This is a genomic window from Zoogloea sp., assembly GCF_023150065.1.
GTDB lineage: Bacteria > Pseudomonadota > Gammaproteobacteria > Burkholderiales > Rhodocyclaceae > Zoogloea.
Genome location: NZ_JAKLLN010000007.1, coordinates 143410 through 162374 on the forward strand (window position 1 = coordinate 143410; position 18965 = coordinate 162374).

Annotated in this window: 18 protein-coding genes and 1 tRNA gene; 1 reads left to right on the forward strand and 18 read right to left on the reverse strand. The window is 63.1% G+C overall.

The window, feature by feature from the left end:
• Positions 1 to 203 precede the first annotated feature (203 nt).
• A tRNA-Leu gene (locus tag L6Q67_RS10815) sits at positions 204 to 288 on the forward strand.
• A 176-nt stretch (positions 289 to 464) separates the two neighbouring features.
• Here L6Q67_RS10815 and L6Q67_RS10820 read toward each other — a convergent pair.
• The 18 genes from L6Q67_RS10820 to L6Q67_RS10905 form a co-directional block, all read right to left on the reverse strand.
• Positions 465 to 1775, reverse strand: a complete 1311-nt coding sequence (locus tag L6Q67_RS10820) for an adenylosuccinate synthase (RefSeq protein ID WP_296569052.1) — start codon at positions 1773 to 1775, stop codon at positions 465 to 467.
• A 5-nt stretch (positions 1776 to 1780) separates the two neighbouring features.
• Positions 1781 to 2938, reverse strand: a complete 1158-nt coding sequence (locus L6Q67_RS10825) for an ATP phosphoribosyltransferase regulatory subunit (protein ID WP_367171637.1) — start codon at positions 2936 to 2938, stop codon at positions 1781 to 1783.
• Between the two features lie 12 nt (positions 2939 to 2950).
• Positions 2951 to 3136 (reverse strand): DUF2065 domain-containing protein, encoded by a 186-nt coding sequence (locus L6Q67_RS10830; RefSeq protein WP_296569054.1) that lies wholly within the window; start codon positions 3134 to 3136, stop codon positions 2951 to 2953.
• Positions 3136 to 4041 carry a protease modulator HflC gene (gene hflC / locus L6Q67_RS10835; RefSeq protein ID WP_296569057.1) on the reverse strand — a complete coding sequence of 302 codons (906 nt, stop codon included), beginning with the start codon at positions 4039 to 4041 and terminating at the stop codon, positions 3136 to 3138. The genes L6Q67_RS10830 and hflC overlap by 1 nt, the downstream gene beginning before the upstream one ends.
• Positions 4041 to 5309, reverse strand: a complete 1269-nt coding sequence (gene hflK, locus L6Q67_RS10840) for an FtsH protease activity modulator HflK (RefSeq protein WP_296569248.1) — start codon at positions 5307 to 5309, stop codon at positions 4041 to 4043. The genes hflC and hflK overlap by 1 nt, the downstream gene beginning before the upstream one ends.
• Before the next feature lie 58 nt (positions 5310 to 5367).
• Positions 5368 to 6504, reverse strand: a complete 1137-nt coding sequence (hflX, locus tag L6Q67_RS10845; protein WP_296569060.1) for a GTPase HflX — start codon at positions 6502 to 6504, stop codon at positions 5368 to 5370.
• Positions 6505 to 6552: 48 nt separating this feature from the next.
• A complete protein-coding gene (gene hfq, locus L6Q67_RS10850; RefSeq protein WP_079434940.1) occupies positions 6553 to 6795 on the reverse strand; it encodes an RNA chaperone Hfq in 243 nt (80 codons plus the stop codon).
• Between the two features lie 100 nt (positions 6796 to 6895).
• On the reverse strand, positions 6896 to 8224 hold the full coding sequence (gene der / locus L6Q67_RS10855) for a ribosome biogenesis GTPase Der (RefSeq protein WP_296569063.1): 1329 nt from the start codon (positions 8222 to 8224) through the stop codon (positions 6896 to 6898).
• 15 nt (positions 8225 to 8239) lie between these two features.
• On the reverse strand, positions 8240 to 9376 hold the full coding sequence (bamB, locus tag L6Q67_RS10860; protein WP_296569067.1) for an outer membrane protein assembly factor BamB: 1137 nt from the start codon (positions 9374 to 9376) through the stop codon (positions 8240 to 8242).
• Positions 9373 to 10026, reverse strand: a complete 654-nt coding sequence (locus L6Q67_RS10865; RefSeq protein ID WP_296569069.1) for a tetratricopeptide repeat protein — start codon at positions 10024 to 10026, stop codon at positions 9373 to 9375. The genes bamB and L6Q67_RS10865 overlap by 4 nt, the downstream gene beginning before the upstream one ends.
• A complete protein-coding gene (gene hisS, locus L6Q67_RS10870; RefSeq protein WP_296569071.1) occupies positions 10013 to 11308 on the reverse strand; it encodes a histidine--tRNA ligase in 1296 nt (431 codons plus the stop codon). Before hisS ends, L6Q67_RS10865 begins: the two co-directional genes overlap by 14 nt.
• A 36-nt stretch (positions 11309 to 11344) precedes the next feature.
• On the reverse strand, positions 11345 to 12595 hold the full coding sequence (gene ispG / locus L6Q67_RS10875) for a flavodoxin-dependent (E)-4-hydroxy-3-methylbut-2-enyl-diphosphate synthase (RefSeq protein WP_296569074.1): 1251 nt from the start codon (positions 12593 to 12595) through the stop codon (positions 11345 to 11347).
• Positions 12596 to 12606: 11 nt separating this feature from the next.
• A complete protein-coding gene (locus L6Q67_RS10880) occupies positions 12607 to 13512 on the reverse strand; it encodes a RodZ domain-containing protein (protein WP_296569077.1) in 906 nt (301 codons plus the stop codon).
• A complete protein-coding gene (gene pilW / locus L6Q67_RS10885) occupies positions 13509 to 14300 on the reverse strand; it encodes a type IV pilus biogenesis/stability protein PilW (RefSeq protein WP_296569080.1) in 792 nt (263 codons plus the stop codon). The genes L6Q67_RS10880 and pilW overlap by 4 nt, the downstream gene beginning before the upstream one ends.
• Before the next feature lie 2 nt (positions 14301 to 14302).
• A complete protein-coding gene (rlmN, locus tag L6Q67_RS10890; protein ID WP_296569083.1) occupies positions 14303 to 15397 on the reverse strand; it encodes a 23S rRNA (adenine(2503)-C(2))-methyltransferase RlmN in 1095 nt (364 codons plus the stop codon).
• A 45-nt stretch (positions 15398 to 15442) separates the two neighbouring features.
• Positions 15443 to 15868 carry a nucleoside-diphosphate kinase gene (gene ndk, locus L6Q67_RS10895; RefSeq protein WP_296569085.1) on the reverse strand — a complete coding sequence of 142 codons (426 nt, stop codon included), beginning with the start codon at positions 15866 to 15868 and terminating at the stop codon, positions 15443 to 15445.
• Positions 15869 to 16226: 358 nt separating this feature from the next.
• A complete protein-coding gene (gene ccoS, locus L6Q67_RS10900; RefSeq protein ID WP_296569088.1) occupies positions 16227 to 16421 on the reverse strand; it encodes a cbb3-type cytochrome oxidase assembly protein CcoS in 195 nt (64 codons plus the stop codon).
• A gap of 7 nt (positions 16422 to 16428) precedes the next feature.
• Positions 16429 to 18888 carry a heavy metal translocating P-type ATPase gene (locus L6Q67_RS10905; RefSeq protein ID WP_296569091.1) on the reverse strand — a complete coding sequence of 820 codons (2460 nt, stop codon included), beginning with the start codon at positions 18886 to 18888 and terminating at the stop codon, positions 16429 to 16431.
• Between the last annotated feature and the right edge of the window lie 77 nt (positions 18889 to 18965).

The following is an 18965-nucleotide window of genomic DNA, read 5'->3' on the forward strand; positions in this document are numbered from 1 at the left end:
TGGTAGACGCGCTAGTTTCAGGTACTAGTGCCGCGAGGCGTGGAGGTTCGAGTCCTCTTCTGGGCACCAAGACACATCAGAATGGCCGGTCACTCACGACCGGCCATTTTGTTTTTCAGCTCCCGGCAATTCTGGCCTCAAAACCATCTTCTTAAAATATCTCTTGCCATCTAGCGAATAGCATCTATAATGGCGCCTTCGTTGCCCAGATGGCGAAATTGGTAGACGCGCTAGTTTCAGGTACTAGTGCCGCGAGGCGTGGAGGTTCGAGTCCTCTTCTGGGCACCAAGACACATCGGAAAGGCCGGTCATTTGACCGGCCTTTTTGTTTTTCCTGCCGCTTGTTCCACGTCAGCGGCAATCCCTCTGCTTCGCCCCTTCGGCAGTTCTGTCGTAGAAAAGCACAAAGCCCCGGATGCCGGCGTGATGTCCGCCTGCACCCGGGGCTTCGACAGAAACTAGACTCAGGCGCCGAAAGGATGGCGCTTCAGAATGGTTTCGTCACGCTCCGGCCCGGTGGACACCACATCAATGGAGATCTCGCAGATCTCCTCGATCCGATGCAGATAGGCCCGGGCTTCCGGCGGCAGCGCATCCCAGGTGCGCGCACCAAAGGTAGTCCCGCTCCAGCCAGGCATGGTCTCGAGGATGGGCTCACAACGCACCACCTCTTCGGCTCCCATCGGCAGCAGATCGATACGCTTGCCATCGAGCATGTAGCCCGTGCACAGCTTGAGCTCGGTAAGGCCATCGAGAACGTCCAGCTTGGTGATGCACAGGCCGGACACCCCGTTGATGATGATCGAGCGCTTCAGCGCAGCCAGATCGAGCCACCCGCAGCGGCGCTTGCGACCGGTAACGGTGCCGAACTCCCGGCCGACGGTGGACATCTGGTAACCCGGCGTGTCCGGGGTCTCAAAATCCAGCTCGGTGGGGAAAGGACCGCCACCGACGCGGGTACAGTAAGCCTTGGTGATACCCAGCACATAGTGCAGCCGGCCCGGGCCGACGCCGGAGCCTGCCGCAGCCTGACCGGCCACACAGTTGCTCGAGGTGACGAAGGGATAGGTACCATGATCGATGTCCAGCAGGGTGCCCTGGGCACCTTCGAACAGCAGATTTCCGCCCGCCTTGTTGATGGCGTACAGATCTGCGGACACGTCAGTCACCATCGGCCGGATCTCTTCCGCATCGGCCATCGCCTGATCGAACACAGCCTGAAACTCGACGGGCTCGGCCCCCAGATACTGGGTGAGCACGAAGTTGTGATAGTCGAGCACTTCGGCCAGCTTTTCGGCAAAACGCTTCGGATCGAACAGATCGTAGACCCGCAGGGCACGACGGGACACCTTGTCTTCGTAGGTCGGGCCAATGCCCTTGCCGGTTGTACCGATCTTCTCACCGGCGCTCTTCTTGGCTTCCCGCGCACGATCAAGTGCTGAATGGTAGCCAAGGATGACCGGACAGCCCGGGCTGATCCGCAGGCGCTCGCGAACCTTGATGCCACCAGCCTCCAGCCCGCGGACTTCCTCCAGCAGATGATGGATGTCCAGCACCACGCCGTTGCCGATGTAACACTGCACCCCCTCCCGGACGATGCCGGAAGGCACGAGATTCAACTTGTACTCGGTGGTGCCGACCACGAGGGTATGACCCGCATTGTGGCCCCCCTGAAAACGCACCACCCCTTGAGCCTGATCGGTCAACCAGTCGACGATCTTGCCCTTGCCTTCGTCGCCCCACTGGGTACCGACCACCACTACGTTCTTTGCCATTTTTCCTACTCTCCCTGAAGCGGTTCAACCTGCCAGGCACCGCCCCGCAGAATTAGACGCCGGTCACAACCGGCCTCACGCCACGTGCCATCATGGCCGGGCAATTCAACGACTACATTCTCTCCTGCTTGACGCAGGCGGGCTACCGCCTCGTCAAAACCTGCCTGCCCCGCACCGGATGCCAGGACGGCACCGGGCAACGACGGATCGGCCACCTGCGCCGCCAGCTCCCTCAGATCGAGGCTGAACCCGGTGGCCGGACGGCCGCGACCAAAGGCACGACCAACGCTGTCGTAACGCCCCCCGAGCGCCAGTGCCACGGGAGAACGGCCTCCGTAGGCCGCGAACACCACGCCGCTGTGGTAATGGTAGCCACGCAGATCCGCCAGATCGAAGCTGATGGGCAGGTCAGCCAGACGTGTGGCCAACTGCTCCAGGTCATCGAGAGCGGCACGGATCTCTTCATCGTCCGGTAGCAGGGCACGCGCCTTGCCCAGTACGTCGGCGGCGCCATAAAGCGTGGGCAAGGCCAATAGCCCGGTGCGCACATCGGCGGCCACGTCGCCCAGCAACTCATGCAGGCCGGGGATGTCCTTTGCCTGCAGGCAGTCGAACAGCGCTTCCTCGCGATCAGCAGCCAGGCCCGCCTTGCGGGACAAGGCCCTGAACAGCCCCACGTGGCCGAGATCGATCCGGGACGTACCGACTCCGGCGATGCTCAGCGTATCGGCCAGCAGGCGAATAACCTCCGCGTCGGCTTCAAGCCCGGCGTGGCCATACAGCTCGGCCCCCAACTGGAGCGGCTCACGGGTCGCCGTCAGCGACGACGGAACGGCATGGGCAACGGTGCCGCAGTAGCACAGGCGGGTCACGCCCTTGCGGTTGAGCAGATGGGCGTCGATGCGGGCAACCTGGGTTGTGATGTCAGCCCGCACCCCCATGGTACGGCCCGACAGCTGATCCACGAGCTTGAGGGTCTTCAGCTGAAGATCCTGGCCGGCCCCCGTCAGCAAGGACTCGAGATATTCAAGCAGCGGGGGCGCGACCAGCTGATAGCCGTTCAAACGAAAGGCATCGAGCAGCCGGCGACGCAGATCTTCCAGCTTGGCAGCCTCTGCGGGCAGGGCGTCCTGGATATATTCGGGTAGAACCCAACGCAACATGGGTAGAGCGCCTCAGGAAAAGACAATCAGAATGGCGAGGCCGAGAACCATCGAACCCAGACCGACAAAACGGATTTGCCCGTCCGCCAGACGGATAAGGCGGGCAAAAGTCTCCCGCCACGTGGCGGGAGCAACAAAAGGAATAATGCCTTCCAGCACCAGCATCAGTGCAAAAGCGATGATCAGGGTACGCCCCATTACTTCCCGCTCTTGCCCGAATCAGAACCACCGGAGCGACTGCCGGAGCCTTTCAGGTACTTGAAGAACTCGGAGTTCGGCTCGACGACCATCACGTCAGACTTGCTCTTGAAGCTGCTGCGGTAGGCCTCAAGACTGCGGTAGAACGCGTAGAACTCGGGGCTTTGACCAAAGGCCTGGGCATAGATGGCCGAGGCCTTGGCATCCCCTTCACCCTTGACCATCTGGGCAGTCCGGTAAGCCTCGGCAATGATCACTTCGCGCTGCTTGTCGGCATCTGCCTTGATCTTCTCGGCCTCTGCGCCCCCTTCGGAGCGCAACTCGTTGGCCACCCGCTTGCGCTCGGCCTCCATGCGGCGATACACCGACTCGGAGACCTCCGCCGGCAGATCCACCCGCTTGAGGCGTACATCGACAATCTGGACACCGATCTTGCGGGAGTCCAGATCGGCCTTCACACGCATGTCGTCCATGATCTTGTTCCGCTCACCGGACACAACATCATGCACGGTCCGCTTGCCGAACTCTTCACGCAGACCGGCATTCACCGTCTGTTCGAGACGCGTCCTCGCCCGGGCCTCATCACCACCGACGGAGATGTAATAGAGCTTCGGATCGACGATGCGCCATTTGACGAAGAGATCCACCAGCACGTTCTTCTTCTCGGACGTGATGAAGCGCTCGGGCTCCGTCGTATCGAGGGTGAGGATGCGGCTGTCGAAATAGCGCACATTCTGGATCAGCGGGATCTTCATGTGCAGACCGGGCTCACTGATCTGCTCCTTGACCTCACCCAACTGGAAGACCAGGGCATGTTGACGCTGATCCACGGTAAACAGGGACATGGACAGCACGGCGACAACGAACAGCCCGACGCCGACAAAAAGTGACAGGCGCTCTCTCATCAACGTTCTCCCCGATCGCGATTGCGTGTGGCTTCCCGGGTTCTGGCCTCACCCGACAGGGCATCCGCACGCGGCGGTGTAATGGTGCTCTCGACCACCGGCGCAGTGGCCGGGCGGGCCGTCTGGGCCGGATCGGCCGCCACTGCGGTACCTGCAGCCGCCGTGGCCTGCATCAGCTTGTCGAGGGGGAGATAGAGCAGGTTGCCACTGCCCTTCGCATCTACCATGATCTTCGAGGTACTGGACAAAACCTGCTGCATGGTGTCGATATACATGCGCTGCCGGGTCACTTCCGGCGCCTTGGCGTATTCCGTCAGGATCTGCTTGAAGCGCGACGCATCACCCTCGGCCTGCGCCACCACCCTGCCCTTGTAGGCATCGGCTTCCTCGAGCAGACGCGAGGCCGCACCCCTGGCGCGGGGAATGACATCGTTCGCGTAAGCCTGGCCTTCGTTCTTCTGGCGTTCACGATCCTGACCGGCCTTCACGGCATCATCGAACGCCGCCTGGACCTGCTCGGGAGGCTGGGCGTTCTGCATCGTCACCTTGCTCACCTGGATACCCGTCGCGTAGCGATCAAGAATCTCCTGGGTCAACTTCTGGGCATTTGCAGCCACCTGCTCGCGCCCTTCGTACAGAACGAAGTCCATCTTGCTCTTGCCCACGATCTCGCGCACGGCAGTTTCCGCCGCCTGGATCACAGAATCGTCGGCACCGCGGTTGTTGAACAGGTAATGCTGCGGATCCTTGAGGATGTACTGCACCGCAAACTGGATGTTCACAATGTTCTCGTCGTCGGTGAGCATCAGGGCTTCCTTGAGCACCTTGTTGCGCTCGGAGCCCCGATAACCGATCTCCACCGTCCGCACACCGGTCAGATTCACCAGCTCGTGGGTCTGGAAGGGATAAGGCAGGCGCCAGCGCAGGCCCGGCTCGGTCGCCTCCTGGAAACGGCCGAACTGCAGGACGATACCCCGCTGGCTTGCGTCCACGATGTAGAAGCCACTGGCCAGCCAGACCACGGCACCAAAGGCTGCAATCAACCCGATCCCGCCGCCAAACTGGCGAAAATTGAACTCGGGCAGACGGTTGCCACCGTCACCTCCGCCCGAACCACCGCTGCGCCCGGGCTCGCGGCCGAACATGCCTGACAGGCGACGATTGAAATCGCGCCACAACTCTTCTAGGTCAGGGGGCCCCTGATTGTCTCCGCCGCCGCGATTGTCGCCGCCACCACGGTTGCCCCATTTGGGATCATTGAGGGACATGAGAATGCCTGAGATCACGGTAAGTATCCGCTCCGGGAAGTGGGGTAACTGGAACGGGTCAGTATGACTCGTCCCGGGATTCCGAGATGGCTGCCAGCGAAGCCTTGTGTTTCAGCGCCACATCAGCAAGGACCTGACGCAGCAATACGAGCCCTTCGCCCGACCTGGCGCTGAGCAAAACGCGCGAGATGTTACCACAAGCGTCCTGCTGCACTTCCGCACTGGCCATGCTCGCATCGATCTTGTTCCAGACCTGAATCTGGGGGAGCATTCCGGCCCCGATCTCTTCGAGCACGCCATTGACAGCCGCAATCTGCCCTTCCCTGTCGTCACTGGATGAGTCGACGACATGCAGCAATAAATCGGCTGACACCGTCTCCTCAAGCGTCGCATGAAAGGCTGCGACCAGGGAGTGAGGCAGATCTCGAATGAATCCGACCGTATCGGAGAGGACGATGTTCCCGGCCTCACCGAGAAAAAGACGGCGGGAAGTCGTATCCAGCGTGGCGAACAGCTGATCGGCCGCGTAGGCGCCGGCCTTGGTCAAGGCATTGAAGAGCGTCGATTTGCCCGCATTGGTATATCCCACCAGGGACACACTGAGCACGTCCCGCCGCTCCCGGGAACGCCTGCGCACGGCGCGCTGACGCTCGAGCACGGTGAGGCGGGCCTTCAGCATCTTGACGCGCTCGCCCAAAAGCCGGCGGTCAGTCTCGAGCTGCTTCTCGCCCGGCCCGCGCAGGCCGATACCCCCCTTTTGCCGCTCCAGGTGGGTCCAGCCTCTCACCAGACGGGTGGAAAGGTGTTGCAGCTGGGCCAGCTCGACCTGCAGCTTGCCCTCGTGGCTCTTGGCCCGAAGGGCGAAGATGTCGAGAATCAGGGCTGATCTGTCCACCACCCGGCAATTGAGCTTGCGTTCAAGATTGCGCTGCTGGGCGGCGGTGATGTCGTGATTGAAGATGACCAGGTCCGCGTCATTCATCTGGGCGACCTGGCCAATCTCCTCGGCCTTGCCTTTACCGACGTAAAGGGCCGGATCGGGCGCCTGGCGGCGGCCCTGGACGACACCCACCACGCTGGCCCCCGCGCTGCTGGCCAGGAGGCCGACTTCGGCAAGGCGCTCGTCGATGCCACCCTGCCCGAAATCGACCTGCACCAGAACGGCGCGGTTCCCCGCGGAGGGACGCTCAAACACGCGTCAGCCCCCTTGATCTGAAGCCGGCAAGCGGCCCTTGGAGGGGACTCAGCTTGCTGCCTCGTTCTGTTCCTGCTGGATATTGACCGGCCGAGCGGGGACGACGGTCGAAATGGCGTGCTTGTAAACCATTTGGGTCACCGTGTTCTTCAGCAGAACAACGTACTGGTCGAAGGATTCGACCTGACCTTGCAACTTGATGCCGTTCACGAGGTAAATGGAAACCGGCACGTGCTCGCGCCGCAACGCGTTGAGGAACGGATCTTGTAAGAGTTGCCCCTTGTTGCTCATGGTAGAACCTCTATGGTTTTAGTTTGGAATAATTATAGAGCCTTTTGCTGCACTGCCACAAAATGGCAGCAAGCCGCTCGATGGTGTGGAAAACGGTTCTTCAATCCTTGTTGGCGTAAGGATTGTGGGACGACTTGAATTGTATCCGCAATGGCGTGCCCTGCAATTTGAACGCCTCCTGGAAGCTCCGCTCCAGGAACCGGACATATGACGGCGGCACATGATCGAGCGCACTGCCGTGAACGACAATCACCGGCGGGTTCATCCCACCCTGGTGGGCATAGCGCATCTTGGGGCGGAAGCCGCCGTGCCGCGGTGGCTGCTGGCGGGCGATCGTATCGAGAAGCAGACGGGTCAGCTTGGGCGTAGAAAGCTTGGTCATCGCCGCCTCATAGGCGCCGTCCACAGCCTTCAACATGGGGACAATGCCCTGACCCTTCAAGGCCGAGACGTAAAGAAAGCGTGCAAAACCCAGGAAGGGCAGCTTGCGGGCAATATCTTCCTTGATGCGCTCACGACGATAGTCGTCCACGCTGTCCCATTTGTTCACGGCGACGACCAGCGCCCGGCCGGCTTCCACCGCAAAGCCCCCGATGTGGGCGTCCTGATCGGAGATCTCCTGGCTGGCATCAAGAACCAGGACAACGACATTGCACTGCTCGACCGCCTGCAGGGTCTTGATGACCGAGAATTTTTCGACCGCCTCGAAAACCTTGCCGCGCTTGCGCAGGCCGGCGGTATCGATGAGGGTGTAATGCCTGCCGTTGCGCTCGAAGGGCACCTCGATGGCGTCCCGCGTGGTTCCGGGCATGTCGAAGGCGATGACCCGCTCCTCGCCGATCAGGGTATTGACGAGGGTCGACTTACCCACATTCGGTCGTCCGACGATGGCCACGCGAGGGCCTTTCTCATCGGGGATATCGTCATCCTCATCCTCCGGGAAGGACTCCAGGATCAATTCCATCAGGGAATTGACGTTGTCACCGTGGGCAGAGGAAATGCACAGCGGATCACCAATCCCCAGGGCATGGAACTCGGCCGACACCATCGCCCGGTTCATGCCTTCGGCCTTGTTCACCACCAGAAAGGTTGGGCGACCGGCACGGCGCAGACGGCTGGCGATCTGCTCGTCGTGGGGGGTCAGCCCGGAACGGGCATCGACCATGAAGACCAGCGCATCGGCTTCGGCAATGGCCTGCTCCGCCTGCTTGGCCATTTCATGAACGATGCCATCCTTCGCGACAGGGTCGAAACCCGCCGTATCGACCACCAGGAATTCCCGTTCGAGCGCCCGCCCCATGCCGTAGCGACGATCCCGGGTCAGACCGGGAAAATCGGCAACCAGGGCATCACGCGTCTTGGTGAGGCGATTGAAGAGGGTCGATTTGCCCACATTGGGGCGTCCAACCAGGACCAGGGTGGGTTTCACGCGTCGGCGACTCCGTTATTGAACGCCAAGGGCGTAAACACTTCCGTCCTGCGTCTGCACGACGATTCCGCCGCCAGTACGCTGGATATCTGCAAGGATCGGGCTGGAATCCGTGCGCTGCCGCCCGACGAGGCCACCATCATCCTTGCGAAGGATATGCACATAGCCCTCGACGTCACCCACGACGACGTAGTCGCCGACAACCCGAGGACGTCCCACACCACGACCGGCCAGCTGATCCTGCTTCCAGGCGCTCGCACCGGTGGACAGGTCGAGGGCATGCACCGCCCCCTTTTCGTCGGTGACGAAGACCTGGCGGCCATCCTGATCGAGCCCCCTGGAACTGGACATGTCCCGCGTCCACAAGGTGGAACCATTGGCCAGATCAAAGCAGGCGATCCGCCCCTGGTAGGCCACGGCACAAGCCGCACGGGTACCCAGCACCGGAAGACTGGTGATGTCGGCGATCCGCTCGAGCTCGGTGGCACCGCGTGGAACGGCAACCGCGCCTTCCCACATCAGGCTGCCATTGACGGCACTGACGGCCACCAGCTTTCCGCCGGGAAAGCCGGCAAAGACCGCGTTGCCTTCGAGCACCACCCCGGCCGCATTGCGCAGGGAAAGGGCCGGCAAGGCGCGCTGATAGACCCAGCGCTGCTTGCCGTCGGCCGGATCAAGACCAAAAAGGCGGCTGTCGGCACTGCGCACGACCACCATGCCATCCGACAGCACGGGGGCGGCGAGAATCTCCGCATTGACCCGCACACGCCATTTGATCTTGCCCGACTCCGCATCCAGGGCAATGACCTCACCCTTGGGCGACCCCACCACCACGAGCTGGGCATTGCTGCCGACGCCGCCTGAGATCGGCGTATCGACGGAGGTCTTCCAGACGCTACGCCCGGCCTGAAGACGGACGACAGTGCCGTCCGCCGCTGCGGCAAAAACCGAATCCCCGGAGACAGCGGGCTGGAACACGAAGCGCCCTGCTCCACCGACACGCCCCTTCCAGGTTTCTGTCGCATTCAGCGAACTGGTGAGCGGCTTGAGCGCCGGGATCTTGGAATTCGACGAGGCGAACGGATTCAGGGACGAGCAGGCCCCGAGCGTCAGGGCTCCCGCCACGACCAAGGCCAGACGGCGCGTCCTCATTGGGCACCCCCGACAGCATCCAGCTTGGCCTGGGCGATTTCACGCAGGGCCGACGCCTCCTGCTTCACGGCGGCACTCAACGCATCGACGGCGGCTTGATAGGCAGCCCGCGCTTCCGCCGGCTTGCCCTGGGCCACCAAGATGTCCCCCTTCAGATCGGCGAAGCGGGCTGCCAGATCGGCATCGGCGGGAGCCTGAAGCTGTGCGAGCGCCTCGTCATAGGCCTTCTCATCCAGCAGCACAGTGGCCAGACGCAGGCGCGCCAAGCTGCGCAGGGCTGGATCATTGGCCTTCTCCGCCGCCCAGGCGAGGGGCACGCGGGCATTCTTCAGATCACCGGCCTCCGTCTGCACCTTTGCAGACAGCAGGGCCGCGAGATCGGCGTAGGGCGTGCCGCTGTACTTCTCGATGATGGCTCCGGCGGCTTCCCGCGCCTTCTGGGCATTGCGTTCGCCGGCGGCCTCCTGCACCGCGGCATAGAGGGCCGACGCCTCGGCGCCCTGCTTGCCCTTGTGCCAGTTCCATCCCTGCCAGCCGACAGAAGCCAGGGCAGCCACCACCGCAACCACAGTCACTGCACTGCCATAGCTTTCCCACCAACCCTTGATCTGGGAAATCTGTTCCTGTTCTTCGAGGTCAAATGCTGCCATCGTCTTCTTCCGATTCGAGTAGGCGATCCGCCAGGGTTTCGGGGAGGGCGTCCATCGGGACGCGAATCTGTTCGCTGCCGTCACGCAGGGGCTTGAGGCTGACCTCTCCGGCTGCCGCCTCATCGTCGCCGATGACCACGGCAAAGGGCGCACCGGAGGCATCAGCCCGCTTCATCTGGGACTTGAAACCGCCACCACCGCAGTGCAGGGTCACGGCAAAACCGGTACCGCGCAAGGCTTCTGCCACACGGAAGGCCGCCCGCTGGGCAGCCTCACCCGCGTGGACCACGTAGACATCCGGTACAACGCGCTCAGCCTCGCCACCGCATTCCTGCCACAGGGCAAGCAGCCGCTCCACGCCCATGGCAAAGCCGGCTGCCGGCGCAGGCTTGCCGCCAAGCTGGGCCACCAGTCCATCGTAGCGGCCACCGGCGCAGATCGTGCCCTGGGCACCCAGGCGGGTCGTAACCCACTCGAAGACCGTGCGGTTGTAGTAGTCGAGGCCTCGTACCAGGCGATGATTGATCCGGTACGGCAGCCCGGCATCCTTGAGCAGGGTCTGCACCCCTTCAAAGTGCTTCAGGGACTCCTCGCCCAGAAAATCCGCAAGTCGCGGCGCCGCTTCAACAATGCCCTGCAGATCCGGGTTCTTGGTATCCAGGATACGCAGGGGGTTCGAATACAGACGGCGCTGACCATCCTCGTCGAGACGATCCTTGTGCTGCTCGAGATAGGTGATCAGTGCTGCCCGGTGCGCCGCACGCTCTTCGCTGCTGCCCAGGGAGTTGATCTCCAGGCGCACGTCATCGAGGCCCAGATCGTCCCACAGGCGGGCACACATCAGGATGTGCTCGGCATCGATATCCGGGCCGTCATACCCCAGGGCCTCCACGCCCACCTGATGGAACTGGCGATAGCGCCCTTTCTGCGGACGCTCGTGGCGGAACATGGGGCCGTGGTAGTACAGCCGGCGAGGGTTGCCGAAAAGCAGATTGTGCTGGATGGCGGCCCGCACGCAGGACGCGGTGCCCTCGGGGCGCAGGGTCAGGTGCTCGCCGTTGAGGGCGTCCTCGAAGGAATACATCTCCTTCTCGACGATGTCGGTCACCTCACCGATGGCACGCTTGAACAGCGGTGTCGGCTCGACGATGGGCATGCGGATGGGGCGGTAACCGTAGCTGTGCAGCCAGTTGCGGACGATGTCCTCGAACTGCTCCCACACTTCGGCGTCGTCGGGCAGGATGTCGTTCATCCCGCGCACGGCCTGGAGGACTTTGCTCATGATTTATTGTGTTCTTCGTGGGGGACACCCGGCCACTCAGGCCGGAGCGCCCTTGCGGCTATAGGTACGTGCTACATACCTTTCAATGATGGTCTTGAATTCACTGGCGATGTTGTCGCCACGCAGGGTCAGGGTCTTCACCCCATCCTCGAAGACCGGTGCGGCCGGCGACTCACCGGTGCCCGGCAGGGAAATGCCAATGTTGGCATGCTTGCTCTCGCCCGGGCCGTTCACGATGCAGCCCATCACGGCAAGGGTCATGTTCTCGACACCATCGAACTGCTCACGCCAGATCGGCATGTTGTCGCGAACATAGCTCTGCACATCGGAAGCCAGTTCCTGGAACAGGGTGCTGGTGGTGCGACCGCAGCCCGGGCAGGCCGTGACCATGGGCGTAAACGCCCGCAGACCCATGGTCTGGAGGATCTCCTGGGCAACGATGACCTCCTGGCTGCGGCTTCCGTTGGGTTCCGGCGTCAGGGACACGCGGATGGTGTCGCCGATGCCCTCCTGCAGCAGCACGGCAAGTGCCGCAGTGGAGCCGACGATGCCCTTTGAGCCCATGCCAGCCTCGGTCAGCCCCAGGTGCAACGGGTAGTCGCACTTCGCCGCCAGATCTCGATAGACGGCGATCAGGTCCTGCACGCTGCTGACCTTGGCCGACAGGATGATCTTGTCACCCCCCAGCCCGTACTCCTCCGCCTTCGCTGCCGACTCGAGGGCCGAAGTGACCAGCGCTTCACGCATGACGGCACCGGCGTCCCGGGGAATCGCCCGGCGGGCGTTCTCGTCCATGATCCGCGCCAGCACGGACTGGTCGAGGCTGCCCCAATTGACACCGATGCGCACCGGCTTGTCGAAGCGGCAAGCCATCTCGACGATGGAGGCGAACTGGGTGTCACGCTTGGCGCCCTGCCCCACGTTACCCGGATTGATGCGGAACTTGGCAAGGGCTTCGGCACAGGCCGGGTTGTCGGCCAGCAGCTTGTGCCCGTTGTAGTGAAAATCCCCTACCAGCGGAACATCCAGATTCATGGACAGGAGCTTGTCCCGGATTTTGGGTACGGCCTTTGCCGCTTCATCGTTATTGACGGTGATGCGAACCAGCTCCGAACCCGCCCGGGCAAGCTGGGCCACTTGCATCGAAGTCGCGAAATCGTCGGCCGTGTCGGTGTTGGTCATGGACTGCACGACAATCGGGCCGCCGGACCCCACCACCACCTGGCCAATCCGCACATCACGGGTAATACGACGAACGGCTGCCCGCCCGGAAAGAAGAAGATCCATGGTTTCTGCCCTCAGTCCAGCTTGAGACGGGCAACCGTCACCTTGGTAGAAGCACTCAGATTGACCGGGGTACCGTTACGCTCGAGCTTCACGTAACGGGCATTACCGACAACCAGTGAAAACGGGGCACGCGCTTCGACCTGCTCCCGGGAACCCGCCTTGCCGAGGCGGGAGAAAATGATCTTCCCGCCGGCGTCCTTGATCTCGACCCAGGCATCCTGGCTGAAATCGAACACCAGCCGGTCTACGCCATCGGCGGGCTTCGCTGCCTCAACGGCAGCCGGCGCAGCAACCGCTGCGGCTTGCGCGGCCACAACGGGCGCGGCCGGGGCTGCCTGCGGAGCCACGGCCACCTCAGCCGGGGTTGCGACGACCGGACCAAGTGGCACGGCAGTGACCGTCTCCCCCGATGGAGCAGGCTCGGACTGCGGCGCCGCTTCAACGGGAGCAGGAAGGCTGGCGGCGAGTTCTTCGGTCGGTTTCGACCGCAGGGTGTCGTAATACCAGCCCGCCACCACCACCCCGAGCAGCGCCAGGGCAGCGAGGATGCCGGGGATCACGGAACGACGGAAACGACCGCGGCCAATCTCGGGCATCTCCCCCTGGGCGTTGGAGCTGGGCGCCAGCTCCACGTCGGCATCGGCTTCCGGCGGCTCGAGCTGGGCCAGAAAGGGGGCCGGATCAATCTTGAGGAGGCGGGCGTAGTTGCGCAGGAAACCACGGGTGAAGGCAAAGCCCGGCAGCAGGTCGAAACGCCCCGCTTCGAGAGCTTCGATCTGACGCGGGTTGAGCTTCAGGGCATGTGCCACTTCGGAAATGCTGAGCCCTTGAGCCTCACGGGTACGGCGCAGGCCATCCCCGGCCCGAAATTCTTCGACCGGATTCGGGGAAGACGTCAAAGCTTGAGAATCTGTCACTGATACAACCCTTGCTGGAAAGCTTGATATTCAGGAGACGCAGGGAAGCGCCTGCGCAACTGCTGCACCAGGGCCGCTTCCGCCACCCTGTCACCGAGGCGGCGCTCGACGCGAACGCCGAGCCACAGACTTTCGGCGCTAGGCTCCCCACCCTCATGAAGGGCGGCAATATAACGCCGCGATGCCTCGTACGCCCCGCGTCGATAGGCAATGGCAGCCAGATGGTAGATGGCCTGGAGATTGGTCGCGTCCGTCTCGAGCGAACGGAGGAACTGCTCCTCGGCCGCCCGATCATTCTTCAGCCGCAGCTGACACAGCCCGGCATTGTTCAGGGCCCGGGCCGGGCTCTGGTAGTAAGGGTTGCGGGCGGCGGTGGTCAGGAGTTCGAGCCCCGCCCGCTCCTTGCCGACGGAGCACAGAAACCAGCCGTAGGAATTCATCACTTCCGGATCGCCCGGAGCAAGACGCATGGCGTGGGCAAAATTGGCCTCCGCAATCTCGTTCTCCTCGAGGAACATATGCACCTGCCCCATCAGCTGATAGACCGGGGCGTAGCCGGAGTCGTAGGCGGCGGCGACGCGGGCTTCGTCAAGGGCCACACCAAAGCGACCGGCCTGGAAATACGCCTGACCGAGTTCCACGTGCACCTTGGCCTTGCGCCTGCCGTCGCTCTGCACCGGCTGCTCGGAAACAGGGCGCTCCAGACGCGCCACACCGCCCGGAATCTGCGGCCCCGCACAGGCAGACAGCAACAGCGGAGCAGAAAGAAGCAGCACAAGGCGTTTCACGCTCAGGCCTCCTGGATCGGCACGATGCGCGTCGTGCGACGGGTCTTGTCCTGCACCTGGCCGGCCAGCTGCCCGCAGGCCGCATCCACGTCGTCACCGCGGGTCTTGCGGGTGGTGGTCACAATGCCTGCATCAATGAGGATCTCGGCGAAACGCCTGATCCGCGGTGCCGGCGAACGCTCGAAGCCGGAGCCCGGGAAGGGATTGAACGGGATGAGGTTGAACTTGCAGGGTACATCCCGCACGAGGGCAACCAGCTCCCGGGCATGGGCATCGGAATCGTTGATGCCGTCCAGCATCACATATTCGAAGGTGATGAAATCCCGCGGCGCCTTCTCGAGGTAGCGCCGGCAGGCAGCCATCAGCTCGCGCAGGGGGTACTTCTGATTGATCGGCACCAGCTTGTCCCGCAGGGCGTCATTGGACGCGTGCAGGGACACGGCGAGGGCCGTGGGGCAGGCGTCGCGCAGACGATCCATGGCGGGCACGATGCCTGACGTGGATACGGTGACGCGCCGCCGGGACAAACCGTAGGCGTTGTCGTCGAGCATCAGCTTCAGGGCTGACACGACGTTGTCAAAGTTGGCAAGGGGCTCGCCCATGCCCATCATCACCACATTGCTGATGACCCGCTCACCGTCGCCATTGGCGCCCAGCATGCGATTGGCCAGCCACAGCTGGCCGATGATCTCGGCAGCACTCAGGTTTCGGTTGAAACCCTGCTTGCCGGTCGAACAGAAGGCGCAATCGAGGGCACAACCAGCCTGGGAGGAGATGCACAGGGTGCCGCGGTTGGTTTCGGGAATGAACACCGTTTCAACCGCATTGGCATTGCCCACGTCCAGCAGCCACTTGCGCGTGCCGTCCGTGGAGACGCTGTCACGCACCGGCACCGGCGGCGTGATGCAGGCCGTCCCTGCGAGCTTGGCCCGCAGGGACTTGGCCACGTCGGTCATCTGATCGAAATCGGTGGCGCCAAATCGGTGCACCCAACGGAGCACCTGCTTGGCACGGAATGGTTTCTCACCCTGCTGGACAAACCAGTCGGTGAGGGCTTCGGCATCGAAATCGAGGAGATTGACCACGGGTAGTTCCATCCTTGGCAGCGGGAAGAAGGGTTTTCATCCCGCAACCAGAGATCATCAACGGCTGTAAACGTTCATGCCGGGGAAGAAGAAAGCAACTTCCACAGCAGCGGTTTCGGGGGCATCGGAGCCATGCACAGCGTTGGCGTCGATGGATTCGGCGAAGTCGGCGCGAATGGTGCCCTTGTCGGCCTTCTTCGGGTCGGTGGCGCCCATCAGCTCACGGTTCTTGGCGATGGCGTTCTCGCCTTCCAGAGCCTGAATCATCACCGGGCCGGAAGTCATGAAGGAGACCAGATCCTTGAAGAAGGGGCGCTCCTTGTGCACGGCGTAGAACTCACCGGCTTCGCGCTCGGAGAGGTGCACAAGCTTGGCGGCGATGATCTTGAGGCCGGCGTTTTCGAAACGGGCGTAGATCTGGCCGATCACGTTCTTGGCGACGGCGTCGGGTTTGATGATGGACAGGGTGCGTTCAATGGCCATGAGGCAGACTCCAGTGAGACAAAGGATGATCGAAAAACTCAAGAGCGGAATTTTAGCAGGTTGGCGCTGCAGAACGGCGCTTTTCAACGCACGAGGCTCAACGCAACCCGATCAAAGGGGCTGGAAGGCGCTGGCGTGACGACCCCGGGGGCGGGGCGAGGACGAAAAAAAAGGGTGCGCATCGCGCACCCCCAACCCCAACAGAGAGACTTCAGTCTTGGCGCTATCGCACCAGGAAAACGCATTTTGTTGCTCGTGTTTGCGTCTTCAACCTGAAGCGAAGTATGCGCATCTCCCTGCCTGGGCGTCTTGATTTGGGTCAAAAACCCTGCAGATAGCGTGGTGAATTTTCACCCCGTCAGCGCGGTGCTGCATCCTCCCCGTCCTTGGCTGCGGGCTTCACCACCGGCGGCGCATCGTCATCGACGACGACCCGGTAGCCCGGCCCCTCGAGGTCATCAAACTGACCGCTCCGCACCGACCACCAGAATACGACCCCGATCACGAAGACCAGCACGACTGAAAGGGGGATCAGCAGGTAAAGACTTTCCATGGGGCCCTCAGCGGGGAAGCCTGCGCTGCAGGCGCAGGGCGTTCAAAACAACGAAGAGCGAACTCGCCGACATGCCGATACCGGCCATCCAGGGCGTGACAAGCCCGAACATGGCAAGGGGCACGGCGGTGAAATTATAGGCAAACGACCACCACAGATTCTGCCGGATGATGGTCAGCGCCCGACGGGACAGGGTCACGCCCTCCGCAAGGGAAGCAAGATGACCGCTCAGCAGGACGATATCCGCCTGGTTGCGGGCAAGATCGGTGCCCCCGCCCATGGCCACCGAGACCTGCGCCTGAGCCAGGACCGGCGCGTCATTCACCCCATCGCCCACCATGGCGATCACGGCATCACCCTTCTGCAAGGCAAGCAGGCCGCGGTGCTTGTCTTCGGGGGTCATGGCACCAAGCGCCTGGGCAACCCCCAGGCGTCGCCCAAGTTCCTCCACTGTCGAAGGCGTGTCGCCGCTGAAGATGGACAGCGCGATACCCTTGCCGCGCAAGGAATCGAACGCCGCAGGACAATCGTCCCGCAGGCCATCCGACAGGGTGAAACCCGCGAGCCAGCCTTGCGCCGAGCCGAGCGCAATGACCGTCCGTCCGGAACGCTCATCTTCGAGCAGGACGTCCGGCACCGGCACACCGGTCAGATCGGCCACGAAGGTCGGCCTGCCGATGCGATAGCCCACCCCGTCAAGCGAGCCCGACACACCCTGCCCTGTCGTCGCCGCCAGCCCGCTGATTGCCGGCAAGCCCACTGCTCCGGCACGCAGGCGCAGGGCCGCGGCGATGGCATGCTCCGACCCCTGCTCAAGCGCAGCCGCCAGGGCCAGCACGGCGGCTTCGTCGGCACCGCCCAACAGGCGGATCTGCTCGACACGCATCTCTCCGTAGGTGAGCGTGCCCGTCTTGTCGAACACAAAATGGCTGGCCCGGGCCAGTGCCTCGATGGCATGCCCACGGGTCACCAGCACACCCATCCGCGCCAGGGCGTCGGTGGCCACCGTAAGGGCCACTGGAGTGGCCAGGGAAAGTGCGCAGGGGCAGCTCACCACCAGTACCGAAACGAACACCCACAAAGCCCGGTCCGGGTCGGTCCACCACCACCAGGCAGCGGTCACCACCGAGAGCACCAGCAGGGCCACGATGAAATAAGCCGCTACACGATCGGCCTGCTGGACCACCCGGGGCTTTTCGGCGGAGGCCCGCTCCATGAGGTGCCGGATCGCCGCCAAACGGGTGTTCTCACCGGTGCGACTGACACTCACCACCAGCGGGCTGCCGCTATTGACGCTGCCCCCCGTGACGTCGGCACCCGGCCCCTTGGCCACGGGCCGGCTCTCGCCCGTCAGCAGTGCCTCGTTGGCCTCACTGTGCCCTTCAATGACGACCCCATCCACCGGCATCGTCTCCCCTGGCTTAACCCGGATGACGTCCCCGGGGCTCAGCTGCGACACCGGCACCCGTTCACCGTCGGGCAAGGGATAGGCCGCCAGGCGCTCGGCGAAGGCCGGGATCACCTTGCCCAGCTCCTCCACCCCGCGCACGGCCTTCTGGCGCGCCAGCATCTCCACATAGCGCCCGCACAGCAGAAAGAAGACGAACATCGTCACCGAGTCGAAATAGACCTCCCCCTTGCCGGTGAAGGTGGCCCAGCAACTCGCCACGAAGGCTGCCCCCACACCGAGGGCGACGGGCACGTCCATGCCCAAGCGGCGCAGGCGTACATCGCGCAGGGCGTGACTGAAGAAAGGGGCAGCGGAATACAGCACCACCGGTGCGGTGAGGATCAGGCTGGCCCAGCGCATCAGCAGTTCGATGTCGGCAGTCATGTCGCCCGGGTCGGCCACGTACACCGGGAAGGCGTACATCATCACCTGCATCATGCCAAAGCCGGCCACGAACAGGCGCCACAGGGCCGAGCGGCGCTCGCGCTGGGAGATCTGTTCGGAGCGGGCGGCATCGTAAGGATAGGCCCGGTATCCGATGGCCTGGATGGCACCCAGGATGTCGGAGAGCTTTATCTTCCGCTCGTCCCAGCGCACCCTTGCACGCCGGGTGGCGTAGTTGATATCGACAGCGATCACCCCCGGCTGATGCGCCACATGCTGCTCGTTCAGCCAGATGCAGGCCGCACAGGTGATGCCCTCCAGGATCAGGTCCGCTTCCCGGTCGTGCTCGCCGATAGGCTTGACAAAGCCTTTCTGGAAATCCGGATGATCAAAGAGGCCAAGCTCCTTGAGCTCGTCCGGCATGGCCTCGCGGGCCTGCTCGGGCAGGGTGTCGCGGCGCTTGTAGTAGTCCACCAGCCCGCTGCTCACGATGGACTGGGCAACGGCCTGACAGCCGGTACAACACATCTGATGGGGCGTGCCGTCGATCTCCACCGGGAGATCCACCTCGGCGGGGATGGGCAAGCCGCAGTGATAACAGTCGTGCTCGGACGACGGGAGGGATTCGGACAACGCAGGCCTCACAGACGACACACGCAACCGGACGGCCGCGGTAAACGCGCTCTTTTATCACAAAGCGCAGGCCTGGC